The sequence below is a fragment of the Muricoccus harenae genome, assembly GCF_009848505.1.
Taxonomy (GTDB): Bacteria; Pseudomonadota; Alphaproteobacteria; order Acetobacterales; family Acetobacteraceae; genus Roseomonas; species Roseomonas harenae.
The window spans coordinates 368,942-383,802 of the sequence record NZ_WWDL01000001.1 but is presented as its reverse complement, the minus strand read 5'-3'; the positions used below and the strand labels follow the sequence as shown (position 1 = coordinate 383,802).

At 67.8% G+C, this 14,861-nt stretch carries 10 protein-coding genes and 1 tRNA gene; 7 read left to right on the top strand and 4 right to left on the bottom strand.

Translation table 11 applies throughout. From position 1 onward, the window contains the following. Nucleotides 1-70 precede the first annotated feature (70 nt). Nucleotides 71-2,509, bottom strand: coding sequence for an ATP-dependent helicase HrpB (gene hrpB, locus GSE44_RS01740; RefSeq protein WP_159346613.1), 2,439 nt, complete (start codon nt 2,507-2,509; stop codon nt 71-73). Between the two features lie 91 nt (nt 2,510-2,600). On the opposite strand from hrpB, the gene GSE44_RS01735 reads away from it, so the two are divergent. From GSE44_RS01735 to GSE44_RS01710, 6 genes are all read left to right on the top strand, one after another. Then, nucleotides 2,601-3,551, top strand: coding sequence for an aldo/keto reductase (locus GSE44_RS01735; protein WP_159346611.1), 951 nt, complete (start codon nt 2,601-2,603; stop codon nt 3,549-3,551). Nucleotides 3,552-3,568: 17 nt separating this feature from the next. Next, complete coding sequence (locus GSE44_RS01730; RefSeq protein ID WP_159346609.1) at nt 3,569-5,647, top strand: protein-disulfide reductase DsbD family protein; 2,079 nt, start codon at nt 3,569-3,571, stop codon at nt 5,645-5,647. A 34-nt stretch (nt 5,648-5,681) separates the two neighbouring features. Further along, nucleotides 5,682-5,767: transfer RNA gene (locus GSE44_RS01725), tRNA-Leu, on the top strand. A 126-nt stretch (nt 5,768-5,893) separates the two neighbouring features. Continuing rightward, the gene (locus GSE44_RS01720; protein ID WP_159346607.1) at nt 5,894-7,483 is read left to right on the top strand and encodes a tyrosine-type recombinase/integrase; all 1,590 of its coding nucleotides are present in this window, start codon (nt 5,894-5,896) and stop codon (nt 7,481-7,483) included. A 202-nt stretch (nt 7,484-7,685) separates the two neighbouring features. Then, complete coding sequence (locus GSE44_RS01715; RefSeq protein WP_159346605.1) at nt 7,686-8,033, top strand: effector-associated constant component EACC1; 348 nt, start codon at nt 7,686-7,688, stop codon at nt 8,031-8,033. A gap of 1 nt (nt 8,034) precedes the next feature. Beyond that, complete coding sequence (locus GSE44_RS01710) at nt 8,035-9,522, top strand: caspase family protein (protein ID WP_159346604.1); 1,488 nt, start codon at nt 8,035-8,037, stop codon at nt 9,520-9,522. Between the two features lie 173 nt (nt 9,523-9,695). On the opposite strand, the gene GSE44_RS01705 is transcribed toward GSE44_RS01710, so the two are convergent. The 3 genes from GSE44_RS01705 to GSE44_RS01690 all read right to left on the bottom strand — a co-directional run bounded on the left by GSE44_RS01705 (nt 9,696) and on the right by GSE44_RS01690 (nt 13,997). Then, a complete protein-coding gene (locus tag GSE44_RS01705; RefSeq protein ID WP_159346602.1) occupies nt 9,696-11,120 on the bottom strand; it encodes a hypothetical protein in 1,425 nt (474 codons plus the stop codon). A gap of 358 nt (nt 11,121-11,478) precedes the next feature. Beyond that, nucleotides 11,479-12,177, bottom strand: a complete 699-nt coding sequence (locus GSE44_RS01700; protein WP_235924493.1) for a recombinase family protein — start codon at nt 12,175-12,177, stop codon at nt 11,479-11,481. A gap of 1,067 nt (nt 12,178-13,244) precedes the next feature. After that, complete coding sequence (locus tag GSE44_RS01690; protein ID WP_159346596.1) at nt 13,245-13,997, bottom strand: SH3 domain-containing protein; 753 nt, start codon at nt 13,995-13,997, stop codon at nt 13,245-13,247. 177 nt (nt 13,998-14,174) lie between these two features. On the opposite strand from GSE44_RS01690, the gene GSE44_RS01685 reads away from it, so the two are divergent. Next, nucleotides 14,175-14,837, top strand: coding sequence for a DsbA family oxidoreductase (locus GSE44_RS01685; protein WP_159346594.1), 663 nt, complete (start codon nt 14,175-14,177; stop codon nt 14,835-14,837). Nucleotides 14,838-14,861: the final 24 nt, after the last annotated feature.

The window sequence follows — 14,861 nt, the reverse complement described above, 5'->3', positions numbered from 1 at the left end:
TGGCTCTCCGGCGACTCGGCGGGGGAATTTCCCCTCATAGAGAGGGAACGATGCTTGCCCGTTCAAGGCGTCATCCTTGTTGCGAGGGGTCTTCGGGCCAGGCGTGCTTCGGGTAGCGCCCGCGCATCTCCCGCCGCACCTCCCCCCAGCCGCCTTTCCAGAAGCCCGCCAGGTCCGAGGTGACGGCGATCGGCCGCCCGGCCGGGGAGAGCAGCGAAACCTGCAGCGGAATGTGCCCACCCATCAGCGGCGGCGGGGCGGCGAGGCCGAAAAGATGCTGGACGCGGGCCTCGAGCGCCGGCACCTCACGGTCGTAATCTATCCCGGCGGAGCGGCCCTCGGGCAGGTCCACCCGCGGCGGCAGATCGGCATCAAGGCGGCGGCGCAGCCCCCACGGTACCAGGGAGTGCAGGATGGCGGCGGCATCCAGCCCGCGCAGATCCGAGAGGCGCGACCGGCCGTGCAGATGGGGGGCGAGCCATTCGGCGGCGGTGGCGGCCAGGGCGGAATCCGAGACATCCGGCCAGGGCGCCCCCTCCGTCGCATGCGCCCAGCGCAGCCGCGCGCGGAGCTGGATAGCCCCCTTGGTCCAGTCCAGGTCGCGGAAGGCGCGGGCGGCGGCGGCGCGGGCCAGGGCCTCGGCCACCAGCGCCGGATCGCCATGAGGAAGGTTGGACTCCTCCAGCACCAGCGGGCCGAAGCGCAGGCGCTTGCGGGCCACCACGCTGTTGGAGCGGGCGTCGAATTCCGTCACCTCCTCCCGCACGAAACGATCGGGGAAGCGGGCTTCGAGCGTGGCCCGCTCCAGGGGGGCCGCCATGCGGATGCGAGCCTCTGTGCCCGCCAGTTCCAGCGCCGCGACGGCCAGCAGCGGAGCCTTGCGCAGCGGATCGGTGGCGGTCAGCCGCGCCCCCTGGCCGGAGGATAGGCGGAAGGCGCCTTCCATCGTGCCGCGCCTTGCCGCGATCCTGTCTGGAAAGCCGGCGGCCAGCAGGGCGGCGGGGTCGCCTTCCGGCGTGGTGCGCTCGGGGATGGAGAGGCGGCGGCGGTGAATCTGCGCGGTGCGGCGGATGCGCTGCACCGTGGCGCGGTCGGCCTCAGGATGGTCGCCGCCGCGCAGCAGGTCCAGGCGCATGTTGAGGTCGCTTGGCGCCTCGCGATTGCGGATGGGGTCACGTTCCTCCAGCAGCGCGGCGAGGTCGGCGGCCAGGGCGCCTTCCTCCGGCGTTCGCGTCTCCACCATCACCCGCGCCAACCGCGGATGGGCACCGAGGCGCGCCATGCGGCGACCGGTGGCGGTGATGCGGCCTTCCCCATCGAGTGCGTCCAGCTCCCGCAGCAGGGTGCGGGCGGCGGCGAGCGCCCCCTCCGGCGGCGGGTCGAGGAAGGGCAGGGCGCGGGGATCGGCACCCCAGGCGGCGCAGTCGAGCGCCAGGCCGGAGAGTTCGGCCTCCAGCATTTCTGGCCGGTCGGCGATCGGCAGGCCGCGATGCAGCGCCTCGCTCCAGAGGCGGATGGCGACGCCGGGCTCGGTGCGGCCGGCGCGGCCGGCCCGCTGCTCGGCGGCGGCGCGGGAGATGCGGATGGTCGCCAGGCGCGTCAACCCCGTGGCGGCATCCAGCCGCGGGGCACGGCGAAAGCCGCCATCCACGACGATGCGCACCCCCGGCACGGTCAACGAGGTTTCGGCGATGGAGGTCGCCAGCACCACCTTGCGGCGGCTGGAGGGGTTCAGCGCCTTGTCCTGCTCGGCCGGCTGCATTTCGCCGTGCAGGGGCAGGACATCGGCCTCCACCCCGCCCAACCGCTCCGCAGTGCGGCGGATCTCGCCCCAGCCGGGAAGGAAGGCCAGCACGTCGCCAGGATGCTCGCGCAGCGCGGCACGGATGGCACCGGCCATGGCTTCGGGGAGCTCACGCGGTTCCTTCAGGTCACGCGGGCGGTAATGGACAGCCACGGGATAGGCGCGCCCCGCGCTCTCGATGACCGGCGCATCCAGCAGCGTGCCGAAGCCAGCCGCATCCAGCGTCGCGGACATCGCCAGGAGCCGCAGTTCCGGCCGCAGCGCCCGCTGCAGATCCAGGCACAGGGCGAGGCCGAGATCGGTATCGAGATGCCGCTCATGCGCCTCGTCGAACAGCACCGCCGAAACGCCATCGAGGCCCGGATCGGATTGCAGGCGGCGCACCAGCAGCCCTTCTGTCACCACCTCCACCCGCGTGCGGTCGGAGACGGCGCGGTCCAGCCGGGTGGAAAGGCCCACCAGCCCTCCCGGTGCCCCCTCCCCCGCCAAATCGGCCATGCGGCGCGCGGCGGCGCGAGCGGCGACGCGGCGGGGCTCCAGAACCAGGATCTTTCCGGTGGCCCAGGGCTCGTCCAGCAGGGTCAGCGGCACGATCGTCGTCTTGCCCGCTCCGGGCGGGGCGACGAGCACGGCGTTGGAGCCCTCGCGCAGGCTGGCCAGAAGGGCGGGCAGCGCCTCGGCGACGGGAAGTTCGGGCAGTTGCATGGCGGGGCCGGTCTCGGGGCCGGGGCGCGGCTTGTCAAACGCGCGCGCCGCGCCCCAACTCCCGCCCGCACAGCGCATGAAGGACCACCCCATGCAGAAGCGCCCCCTCGGCCGCAGCGGCCTGGAGATTGCCCCCCTCGTCTTCGGCGGCAATGTCTTCGGCTGGACCGTCGACGAACCCACCAGCTTTCGCCTGCTGGACGCCTTCGTGGATGCCGGGCTGAACGCCATCGACACGGCGGATGTCTATTCCCGCTGGGTCCCGGACAACCAGGGCGGCGAATCCGAGACGATCATCGGCAACTGGCTGCGCGCCAATCCGGGCAAGCGCGGGAAGGTCCTGATCCTGACCAAGGTCGGGGGCGACATGGGCCAGGGCCACAAGGATCTTTCGGCGAAGTGGATCGAGAAGGAGGTGGAAAACTCGCTCCGCCGGCTGAACACCGATGTGATCGACCTCTACCAGTCCCACTGGCCCGATCCGAACACGCCGCATGAGGAGACGCTGCGCGCCTATGAAGCGCTGATGAAGGCTGGGAAGGTGCGGGCCATCGGCACCTCCAACTACGATGCCACGCTGCTGGCGGAATCCCTGAAGGTGGCGAAGGAGAAGGGCCTGCCGCGCTACGAGACGCTGCAGCCGCAATACAATCTCTATGACCGCGCGGATTTCGACGGACCTCTGCGAGACCTCGTCATGCGCGAGGGCATCGGCGTCATCACCTATTTCTCGCTCGCCTCCGGCTTCCTCTCTGGCAAGTACCGCTCGAAGGAGGATCTCTCAAAGAGCCAGCGCGGCAGCCGGGTGGAGAAGTATCTCGACGCCCGGGGGATGAAGATCCTGGCGGCGCTGGACGAGGTGGCGGCGCGCAACGGCGCCACCCCGGCCGAAGTGGCCCTGGCCTGGGTGATCGCGCGCGAGGGGATCACGGCCCCGATCGCCAGCGCGACGAGCCTGGAACAGCTCGCCAGCCTGGTGAAGTCCGTTCGGCTGACGCTTTCGGCCGAAGATATCGCGGCGCTGGATGCCGCCAGCGCCTGAGGCATGAGTTGCGGGGCATGGCGCTTCGGTCCTATGCCCCGCCCATGCGCGCCCTGGCCTTCCTGCTGGCGATCCTGCTCGCGCCCTTCGCCGCCAATGCGGTGGAGAGCGAGGCCGTGGAGTCGCCGCGTGCCCGGGTGACGCTGGTCGCACAGGTCGGGGCGGTGGCTCCGGGCCAGCCTTTCCGCCTCGCGCTGCGGCAGGTTCTGGCACCGGGCTGGCACACCTACTGGACCAATCCGGGCGATGCGGGGGAGGCTCCCTCGCTCGATCTCACCCTGCCAGATGGCGGGCAGGCCGAGCCGATGGCCTTCCCGGCGCCGCTGCGCATTCCCTACGGCCCGCTGGTGAATTTCGGCTATCTCGGCGAGGCGGTCTTCCCGCTGACCTTGACGCCGCCGGCCGGGCTGGAACCCGGCCGCCTCTATACCATCGAGGGCACGGCCCGCTGGCTGGTCTGCGAGCAGGTCTGCATCCCCGAGGAAGGCGCCTTCCGCCTGGACCTGCCGGTGGAGGCCGCGCCACGCCCCGATCCGGCCGTCGCCGACATTTTCCGCCAGGCCGAGGCCGCCCTTCCCCGCCCCTCCCTGTTCGCCGCAACGCTGGGCTTCGAGGGCCCGCGCGGCGCCATCGAGATCGCCGGCGCCGATCTGAAGCCGGGTGCGGTGAAGGAGGCCTTCTTCTTCCCCGAGGCGCCCGGGGTGCTGGACAACACGGCCCCACAGGCCTTCGCGCTGCGGGACGGGGCACTGGTGCTGTCGCTGACGCGTGGCACCGCGCCCCTGCCGCCGGCCATCTCCGGCGTGGTGGCGATTACCGACGCGGCTGGTGTGCGCAGCGCCTACGTCCTCTCGGCCGAGCCTGGCGCCATGCCGGCCGCCCGCGCCGGGCTGCCGCTTTGGCAGGTGGTGCTCTGGGCGGTGCTGGGTGGGCTGATCCTGAACCTGATGCCCTGCGTCTTCCCCGTGCTGGCCATGAAGGCCATGGCGCTGGCGCGGCTTTCCGGCGCCTCGCGTGCCGCCGTGCGGGGGGAGGCGCTGGCCTATGTCGGCGGGGTGGTGCTGGCCTTCCTCGCGATCGGTGGGGCGCTGGTGGCACTGCGCGCACTGGGCATGGCGGCGGGATGGGGGTTCCAGTTCACCTCGCCGGTCTTCGTGGCGGCCATGGCCTGGCTGATGCTGGCGGTGGGGCTGAACCTCTCCGGCGTCTATGCGGTGGGTGGCCCCACTATGGGTGCGGGGCGCTGGGGAAGCCTGGGCATCGGTGTCCTGGCGGTGGCCGTGGCGACGCCCTGCACCGCCCCTTTCATGGCGGCGGCGCTGGGCGCGGCCCTGGCGATGCCGCCCCTCGCCGCGCTTGCCGTGTTCGGCGCCATGGGCCTGGGCATGGCTCTGCCTCATGCCACGCTGGGCGCCTTTCCCGCACTTGCGCGCCTGTTGCCCAGGCCCGGCGCCTGGATGGAGCGGCTGCGGCAGGCCCTGGCCTTCCCCATGTATGGCGCGGCCGCCTGGCTCGCCTGGGTGGTGACGGTGCAGTCTGGGCCGGACGGGCTGGTCTGGCTGCTGGCGGGCGCGTTGTTGGTGGGCTTCGCCGGCTGGGCGCTGGGCGTCGCGCAATCCGCCGGGCGGGGGCTCCGGCTGGGGGGTGGCGTCGCCCTGGTCGCGCTGCTGGCGGCGCTGGCGTTGCTGCCGCGCGTCGATGTGGCCGCGCCCCCAGCAGCCCGGGCCGAGGTGGCCGGCGAGGCTTGGTCGGAGGCCCGGCTCGCCGCCCTCCGCGCCGAGGGCCGCCCGGTCTTCGTCAATCTCACCGCCGCCTGGTGCATCACCTGCCGCGTCAATGAGCGCGTGGCGCTGGAGGCCGAGGCCGTGCGCGCCGCATTCGCGCGCGAGGGGGTGGCGTTGCTGACAGGTGACTGGACGCGAGGCGACCCCGCCATCACCGCCCTTTTGCGCGCCCAGGGGCGGGAAGGCGTGCCGCTCTACCTCTTCTATCCCGCCCGTGGTGGCGCACCCGTGGTGCTGCCGCAGATCCTGACGGAGCGGATGGTGATCGAGGCCATTACCGATGCCCAGGAGGCCGTGCAGTCCGCGGCGTGACGCGGCGCGGCAGCGCGCTATGCTGCGCCCGCGTCCCCCCTTGGCGGAACGGTAGACGCAGGCGACTTAAAATCGCTCACCCGTTGGGGTGTGCCGGTTCGAATCCGGCAGGGGGGACCACCTCAGAATTCGCCAGAATTTTCCGCAGCTTATGCGGAATGTGCCGCAAGGCAGCGCCACGCTGCGGTACACTGCGTGCGGTACAGACTGTGGAACGCTACGGCATCTTCAGGCATTCTCGACTCCATGAAGAAGCCCCTTCGGCGCGGCAACGCGTACTTCGCTCGGTTGATCATCCCCAAGGCCCGGTGGGTTGACGTTGGGCGAGCCTACGGGACGCCTAGCGGGCAGTGCCGAGAGAGGGTCCGCACACTTAACACGAGTGATCGCGGTCAAGCCCTACAGAGGCTACCTGCCGCCATTGCAGCGCTGCGCGCCGAGGTTGACCAGAAGCTTGAAGCCGCCCGTCTACCTCGTCTCACGACGGCCTGGATGCCGCCGTGGGCCAAGCGCGCCGAGGAACAGCGCGAACGCCTGCGGCTGGCCAGCGACAAGCCCTACCTTGTGATCGATGAGGGAGACGGCGAGGTCGAGACGCTCTCAGCACGTGACGACATCCATCAGGAGGTGGTCGAAGAGTTCCGCGAGCTTGAGCGCACTGAAGGCAGCAGCGCAGCCCTCCGCTACCTCGCTATGGTGGGAGACGCGGGTCTGTCTCTGGCCGACGCCCGTGACCGATGGCTCACGGAAGTGGAGCGCGCTGGGAAGATCAAACGCCAAACTATCGAAGGCCACCGGGCAGCCATACGTCTCCTGGCTGACTTCCTACGATTGCAGGACCCCAGCCGCTTCCCAGTCTCAGAGGCCGTCATGCCGTCGGACGTCACGCGCCGTCTCGCGGGTGACTACGTCGCTTGGCGCCGCGCCACGGTCAGCGCCAAGACTGGCCGCCACGTTTCGGACGCCACGATCCACCGCGAGGTGTCGTCGTTCATGGGTCTGTGGCGCTGGGTCCGCCGCCGAGGCTTCGGTGAAGGCAACCCCTGGGACGACCAGATGGCTGGGTCCAATCGGGGCCATCGTCCAACGTCCGACGACGAGAACGACCGCAGCAAGCGCCCCTACACGACAGAGGAACTGTTGAAGCTCATTCGCGCACGCGGCGAGGACTGGGCCCCTCGGGGAGGTGGCTACGCTCCAGCCTTGTGGGATGCAGTGCGCTTGGCCCTCCTCACGGGCTGCCGCGCGAACGAGTTAGCGGGCCTCCGGGTGGGAGACTTGGTGGACGATGGCATGTCTCTTCGCGTGGGAAGCGGGAAGACCAAGAACGCCGTGCGTGTCGTGCCCCTCTGCGACTACGCTCAGAAGGTCATGGCGCGGCGTCTAGCATCCCTGGAGGACCGCTCCCCAGGCGCACCACTCTGGCCAGATCTCCCGGCCCTAGGACCTGACCCACGACGCGGGAAGACCCTCTCCCACCGCTTCGGGCAGGCCCGGGGTCGGATCATCGGCGATGATGTAATCGGGGTGGACTTCCACTCCTTCCGACGCTCCTTCGCGGCAGCCCTGCGTGACGCAATGCAGTCAGGTCAGAGTGGCATCGATCCAACGTTGATGGGCGCCCTGATGGGGCACGCCGAGCGGTCTCTGGCCCTCAAGGTGTATGCGCCCGGCGCCTTGGAGCAGAACCTGAGACGAGCCGTGTCAATCATGTGGGAACATGGATTGGTGCCCGAAGTGCGGGCTGCGCTGCTGGGGACGCAAGACCAGCGTCCTCCAGTTGTGCGGCTCGCCCCCGCTGCGCGTCCCGTCAAGCGCATGAGGCGAGCCGCCTGAGACGCGCTGCCCTGACGTCAGCCGCTAAGTAGCAACTGTGGTTCCAGGCAGGACTGGTCGCGAGCCACCGGTCGCAGCCATCTGACCAACACGCCTTGCCTGGGTTGCCGTCCGTGGGGGAGTTCTCACACGCCCCTACTCCTACCGCCGCCGCTGCGCTACCGTTCGGGACTGCATGACATTGGTGCCTGAGGAGCCCAGTATGGAGATCGCAATTGATGTGGCCGGCGCGGGAGCAGTAGCCGAGACGGCGGAACTGCGAGACTGGCTTCACGAGGCCCGTATTCGGGGCGTCGAAGATCTGCGCCAGGGGGAGAAGCTGCCCGGTCCCGGCGACCAGGGCCCCGAGTTGCTGGCGCTGCTGACAGTGATCCTGGCCGGACCGGCTGTGGTTGAACTCGTGCGCAGCATTCATCGCTATATCGAAGCAAGAACCCCAGCCGTGACGATCACAGTCAAAGCGGGAGACCGTACAGTTACTATCGACAGCCGCAATCCAGCCTCGATCGACGAACTCGTTTCCCAGGCGGAGCGTTTGGCGAAGTCCTGACATGACCTACCCAGCTGACCTGTCCTATGGCCCGGTCACGCGGGTAGTCTTATTCGGCACGAGCCGCTGCCCACGCGATGAGGTGGGACTTCCCGCTCTGCCGCAGGTCGAGCAGAACATCCTGTACCTTGCGCGCCTGTTCGCGGACCCGGATATCGTGGGCCTGCCGCGAGATAGCATCGTCGTGCTGCTGGACCGAGCGGAGGCCAGCGATGCTCTGAACGGCATCGCGGAGGCGGCTCGACAGGCCAGCGACACGCTGATTGTCTACTATGCCGGACACGGACTCTACGGCGACGCCAACTCACCACTCTACTTGGCCGTGGGCCACACAACGCGCGACAACAAGAGCTTCAACGGCGTATCAATCACCCAGGTGAAGCAGGCCATGCGCGCCTCCCGCGCGCGCAAACGGGTGCTGATCCTGGACTGCTGCTATAGCGGCCGCGCCTTCGAGGGCGGAATGTCGGAGGCTGAGGCGGAAGGGGCTCTGCGCCCGGCCATCGATGTGGAAGGCACCTATGGGATCGCGGCCGCACCTGGCGACATGAAGGCGCTAGCGCCGCCGGACGAGACCCTCACCCGCTTTACTGGCGCCTTAGTGGATGTGCTGGAGCGCGGGGTCGAGCGGGACGATCCCGTGCTGACGCTAGACCAGATTTTTCACGAGATGGAGATACGGATCGGACGCAAAGCGGACGCGCCGCTGCCCAAGCAGATCAACTGGGATCGGGCGGACCGCTTCTGCATGGCCCGAAACCGTTCATTGCACCGGCGTGGCCTGGACCGCATCTTCAAAGCGGTGGAGGGCTTACGGGAAACTGTGACGGCAGCCGGCGCGCGCCTGCAGGCTGTGGAGGCGAAGGCCAGCACGGTAGAGGAACTAGCCGCGCGTCTTGCCGCTCTAGAAGGTAGTATGGCAGAGGCGCCGGCGGGATTAACCTCGGGCGAGGATACGCGCGCCTCATCAGCGACGATGTGGGAATGGGTGAAGGTGCCCCGGGCGACCTGGGAGGAAATGCCTGCATATCCATACAAAAACAAGGTGCGGCGCTACTTTGCGGGGCGCAGAAACGCCAAGGTCGCGCTCGCGGTGAGCGCCCTTCTCACCGGGCTCGGTTCGCTCACAGCACTGCTGCCCGTCAATAGTCACATAGACGTATACACTCTCCGGACGTTGAGCTTATTGACCCTTATTGGGTCTTTGACTCTGGGCTCTACAGTATTGCTTGGCTTGCTCCAGCCCCATTACGCGCCCGATTACTCTGAACCAAGCGCTTCCTCGCCGGTCAGCGTACACGTCCGCAGAGAACTGGAGCATAATGAGGTCCTAGGCGAGGTGCTCAATCACCGCACGGCGACTGTTCTGGGCTTCGCCTTAGACGGGCCTCTAGGGTGGTTCGTCGTCTTCCTATGCGTGGTCGGAGCGATCATGGCGGGGATAGTTTTATACGATATACGTGGGAACCTGATGCCTCCAACCCCGTGATGCCGCCTCGCAGACAAGAGACCTTCTCACTTTAGTTGGATGCAAGAATCCGGTTTTTCACCCTAACTGATCGCATCGGGACAGAACGGCGAGAACTCGATCTCAGCTCAAGACACCGCCCGAGAGCTGCAGGGAAGGCAGCGCAGGACCGCCTTACAAAATCGATAACCCTTTCAGGGTTGAGATCCTGCAGAGACCTCTAACGGGTTCTCGGTGCCTCTGAGAGGCTTCTTGCTCTCAACCTGGGGAGCGATCCCGCAGACGTCGCGGAATGCCTCCACCATGGCCTCCAGAGCTTCTCCATGAGCACGAGCGGGAACGATGAGACTATCGTGAACCGGCAGACCCAGGATACCAAGCTGCCTCAGGGCTCGCACGGCCTCAGTCATGGCCTCGGCCTCCTTAGCGGCGAGATAGTGCCAAAGGAGGTCTGCCGGAGCCGCATCGAGCCGCGCCGGCAGCTCGACCGGCACAACAGACGCCGGGTCCGCAAGGCACGGATGCAAGGCCAACAGCGCCGTCTTCACGGCCTTCGGGTCATGTGCCTTCACCGTCTCTGGTGCGCCGGCAGCCCACCGCTCGACGGAACGCCCCTTGCCCAAGGTCTCCAACACCCATCGCTTCGCCACATCGCGCGGTAGCCCCTCAACATAGTAGGGATCGCCCGCCGTTTCCCCGAGCCCTGAGAGACCGCGCAAGGCCGTCAGATGCGATGCCTTCACGTCCAACTCAACGACCGGCTCGCCCTGGATTGTGAGGTCTGCCCGCTGGTGCGGCTTGAGTGTCTGGTAGGCGCCGTCCGACCCGGCTGCATACCACCGACCATGCAGATCCCACGTCCCATGAAACACCCGGCGCCATCTCGGTGGCGTGCAGCCTTCCACGATGAACGTCGCGGCGAACGCGTTCTGCTTGTCCACATCGGTGACGAGCTGCGGGAACTGTGGGTCGTCCTCTGAGGCCGCCGTCCGAGGTAGAGGGCGGTCCCGGCCCCAGCCCCAGGGTTCAAAGGGTCGCAACTCAACAGGCTTCGTCACCTTGGGCGGCGCGGAGGGCGGGACGAAGCGGAAGTCGTCTCGCACCGTCTCAGGCACGACCCCGTGTTTCACGGCGAGGTGCACCAGTTCGGCGGTGGGCCAGAACCGCGCCGCCCAGCCCTTGGAAACCATCTCGCCCACTTCCCAGCCCTCTTGAGCGAACCTCTTGCCCGAGACGCGATGGATTAGACCCAAGCTCACCAGAGCATCCATCGTGGCGGTGAAGGGCCGCGATCCGACCGGGGCCCCTGTGAAGCCCTCCTTGGCGTAGCTACGATAGACGGCCTGGGGGGCTTCGGCCTTCGCCCAGGCCTCCAGCATTGCCCCGATGATAGCTCCTACGGCGCCATGAAGCCGACGGCGTCCGGCCTCTCGACGCGCGTTCTGGCGGGCTCCTGAGCGGGCCTCATGCCCCTCTATGCGCCCCGCCAAGTCATCGATCAGCGCCAGCGCGGCGGAACTGTGTGGGGTTTGGCAAAGGCGCAGCAGCTTGGCGTCACGAAGGGCTTGGGTGGTCAGCTCATCGGGCGACTGAGGATAGAACATCCCGGGATAGGACATCCCGGCGTCCTAGCAGCAAATCGGCCGGATCACCAGAAGTGTTCCCTGATACCTCTCTCGGTGCCTGTCCCCTTGATAGACGCTTAGATGCCCTCTTAGGAGCTCTCCAGCAGTACAGCCTCTCGGCCCCTTGGTCCTTCTGCTGGGCCAACCCTGAGCCCAAGGAAGGGGATGGATAGATCCCCGAACTCTCTGCGGCCTCTGCCGGTCCAACCCTAAGCCCTGTGAGATCGCCCGGCAGCTTACCCTCTCAGGTCGCCCCATCAACGACCTGGCGAAGCCGAATGGCGGAGAGACACACTTCTCCCTCTCAAGATCGTTTCGATCTATGCCAACAGCAACGTAGTTGCGAGCGTTCTCAACTAACTCGCTCCAGCGCGCGCTTCACGGCGGTAGCGGTCCAGCGACCTCCACGCGGAGACGGCTCCCCGCCCTCGTTCAGCGCCCTCGCGATCCCGGCGAGGCTGGTCCCCTGCGCTGTCCACTCCGCGATCCGCCTGACTAAGCGGCTGGCCGTCCTATCAGCCTTCGCCTGATGCGCCTCGCTGGCGGCCTCGCGACCCCGTGCAGCGGCCTCTGGGGGTGGCAGCTGCTGCCCCTCACGCACCCCGCCTAACCTGACTCCACGAGCCTTGGCGGCGGCGAGAGCGGCCTTCGTGCGGGCGCTGATGGCACGGGCCTCCTCCTCTGCGACCAAGGCCATGATGCCGATGGTCAGCCGGTTGGCGTGGGGCATGTCGGCCGCGATGAACTCGACGCCCGCCTTCTGGAGCCCGAGGAGGAAGTAAGCGTCGCGGGCCAGCCGGTCGAGCTTCGCGATGAGCAGCGTGGCGCCGGTCTTGCGGCACCGCTCCATGGCCTCTGCCAGCTTGGGCCGATCCGCACGCTTGCCGCTCTCAACCTCGACGTAAGGTGGATCCAGGAGATGAGCGCCAGGGGTCTGAGAGATGAATGTGGAGATGGCTGCCTGCTGCGCCTCCAGACCCAGCCCAGAGCGGCCCTGGCGATCCGTCGAGACGCGGAGGTAGGGGACGAAGTCACGGGTCTGGGCACTCACGGTGCGGGGTCTCCAGGCTGAAGGCGGCCGACCCTGAGTCCACGGCCCTTCCTTGTCAACTGGCGCCATCCGTCGATGACGCGAGATGACACGACCGGCGCCGTTGCGGCAGACACCGAGATGATCCCGAGGCGCAACGCGCGCCGGGCAGAACGGCGGGACAAAGCAAGGCACCCCCAGGGGTGTTCGCGAAAGGTCGTTCCAAAAGCCGGTTAATGTGGTTGTTCTGTTGTTAGTCAGCGGCCGCCCTCTTGCACCCCGCCCCTTCCACGGACCACCGACACCGGCTCTGGGCCCCGCTAGGTCCCTCCCGGAAGCCGCCGTGGTAGCGTGGGCGCATGATCGCTCCCGACCCACGATGGCTTGAGATCCTCAAGGCTAGCGGCTGGCAGACCGCGTTCCTGTCCGTCGCTTGTTGGGTCTTCCTGGCACTGCCGAAACTAGGGCTCATGGAGCCTCTGCCCGTGCTGATGGCGTAGCTCGTCATCCTCGCGGGGCTGGTCTGCGCGTGCCTCGCTCTGGCGAGCATGGGGACTGAAGCATGGCGGGTACTCGCGTCGAGACTTGCGGCCTACAGGCAGAAGCGGAGGCACAAGAAGGAAGTCCGCGAGTACATCCCCCACATGACCTCGGAGGAGCGGAAGATCATCGGTCACTTGCTAGCCTACAACCAGAAGACCTTCCCTGCGGATGATGGCGGGGGTTACGCGGCGCCACTCCTTGCGCGTCGAATCGTGGTTACCGCTTTGCAGCCAGGGCAACGCTACGACCCGGCCCGCATCCCTATGACGGTACCGGATGACGTCTGGGACGTGCTTCAGGAAAACAGGGACGCCTTCCCCTACAGCACGCAGAAAAGCGGGGAGCCTGACCCGTGGCGTATCCCTTGGAAGGTCAAATAGGGGTCGACCAAGCTTTGCGCCTCCGCGTGTAACGCTGCGGTACACGACCATGCGGTACGTTAAGCAAGCCAAGTTTTCTTTTTCTTTCAATGAATTAATCGAGAGTCCGGCCTTGCGAGTTAGTCTCCGGCAGGGGGACCATCGCCTTGCCGACGAGGCTCGGCCTTATTGCGCCGAAGCCAAGGTTCCTGACGTCACCGAGGTGAGGCTGCCATGCACCCATCCCTCGGGCGTCACGTCGCCCACCCGGTACCAGCCGCCCGGCGCCGTGCCAAAGATGTTCAGCGCCGTCCCGCTGCGCGCCACGCGCAGCACCTCCCCGCCACCATTCGGCGAGGCCCGGACATTGCCGTTCTGGCGCATCACCAGCGTCCGTCCGGAGGGTTCACCTTCGGCGGGACTTGAGGCGGAGGCGGCGGCAGCGACCATTTCCGGCTGCCTAGGCGGCTCAGGCGCCACCTGATCGAGGATCGGCAGGCCCGTGGGAAGAGGCGGCGGCAACTGGGCTATCGGCGTGCCGCCCGCGCGCATCACCGGCCCGCCTCCGTCGAAGCAGCGCCCGACCATTTCCACATAAACGCGCGTCGCCTCGATATTCGTGCGGCCGACATGCTGCTCAATCTTCATCTCGCCCTCGGCGTCATTCACCACTGAAACGAAGGGGATGAAGACGGTGCCGCCCATCACCGTCGCCTGGCCGCAGACGGCATAGGTGTCAGCCATCGCCTGACGATAGGTCTCCACGGCACGGAAGCGCAGGGCCTCGGGATCGCGCGCGATGCCGCGCAGCCGCTCCTCCGCCGCCGTCTTGACGCGCGTCGATGCCTCGCGCTTCACCGCTTCAGCCTTGGTGGGAGCATCCTCAAAGCAACCGCCGAGTGCCAGCAGCCCGGCGAGGAGGAATTCCTTGCGCATCATCTCGTTCTACCGGGTTGTTCCGTTGGAACTGAAACGCGCAAGACCCGCGAGCCTCTGTGTCACGAAAGCGTGGCGATAACATAAGGCATTTTCCCCTCCGGCTCCGGAACGTCGCGCATCGCTTGGCGCCGCCGGGACGGGCGTGGTTCCATGGGCGCGATAGAAGGAGGAATGGACATGGCCCAGGATGGCGCACCGACGGTGCTGCTCGTCGTCGTGGACACGGTCTGCCCCTGGTGCTGGGTCGGCAAGCGGCGGCTGGATGCGGCCATGCAGATGCTGGCGGGCGAAGGCCTGCGGCTCACGCGGCAATGGCATCCGTTCCAGCTCAACCCCGACATGCCGCCGGGCGGCATGCCGCGCGCCGAATATCGCGCACGAAAGTTCGGCAGCGTTGAGCGCGGCCGCGAACTCGATGCGCGGCTCGCCGCCGAGGGTGCGAAGGATGGCCTGCGCTTCGACTTCGAGCGGATCGCGCGCAGCCCGAATTCGCTCGACAGCCATCGCCTGATCCGCCTCGCGGCCCAGCAGGGCGGAGCCGCCATGGCGGACCGCATGGTGGAGGCGATCTTCGCCGCCTATTTCGCTGAGGGACGGGACATCGGGGATGCTGCGGTGCTGGCGGAAATCGGTGATGCCGCCGGCCTGCCGCCTGGCCTCGCCGCCGCCATGCTGTCCAGTGAGGAGGGTGTCGCGGAGGTGCGGAGCGATGCCGCCCGCGCCGGCGGTCTGGGCGGCGTGCCGGCGGTAATCCTCGACCGGCAGCTGATCATCTCCGGCGCGCAGCCGGCCTCCGCCATGGCGGAGGCCATCCGCGCCAGCCTGCGAGCCACGGCCTGACAAGGGGGCTGCCCTCAGCCCACG

Coding starts and splice junctions, on each gene's coding strand:
- GSE44_RS01735 (WP_159346611.1), top strand. CDS start 2,601: ATGCAGAAGCGCCCCCTCGGCCGCAGCGGCCTGGAGATTGCCCCCCTC.
- GSE44_RS01715 (WP_159346605.1), top strand. CDS start 7,686: ATGGAGATCGCAATTGATGTGGCCGGCGCGGGAGCAGTAGCCGAGACG.
- GSE44_RS01730 (WP_159346609.1), top strand. CDS start 3,569: ATGGCGCTTCGGTCCTATGCCCCGCCCATGCGCGCCCTGGCCTTCCTG.
- GSE44_RS01720 (WP_159346607.1), top strand. CDS start 5,894: ATGAAGAAGCCCCTTCGGCGCGGCAACGCGTACTTCGCTCGGTTGATC.
- GSE44_RS01690 (WP_159346596.1), bottom strand. CDS start 13,997: ATGATGCGCAAGGAATTCCTCCTCGCCGGGCTGCTGGCACTCGGCGGT.
- GSE44_RS01685 (WP_159346594.1), top strand. CDS start 14,175: ATGGCCCAGGATGGCGCACCGACGGTGCTGCTCGTCGTCGTGGACACG.
- GSE44_RS01705 (WP_159346602.1), bottom strand. CDS start 11,120: ATGTCCTATCCCGGGATGTTCTATCCTCAGTCGCCCGATGAGCTGACC.
- hrpB (WP_159346613.1), bottom strand. CDS start 2,509: ATGCAACTGCCCGAACTTCCCGTCGCCGAGGCGCTGCCCGCCCTTCTG.
- GSE44_RS01710 (WP_159346604.1), top strand. CDS start 8,035: ATGACCTACCCAGCTGACCTGTCCTATGGCCCGGTCACGCGGGTAGTC.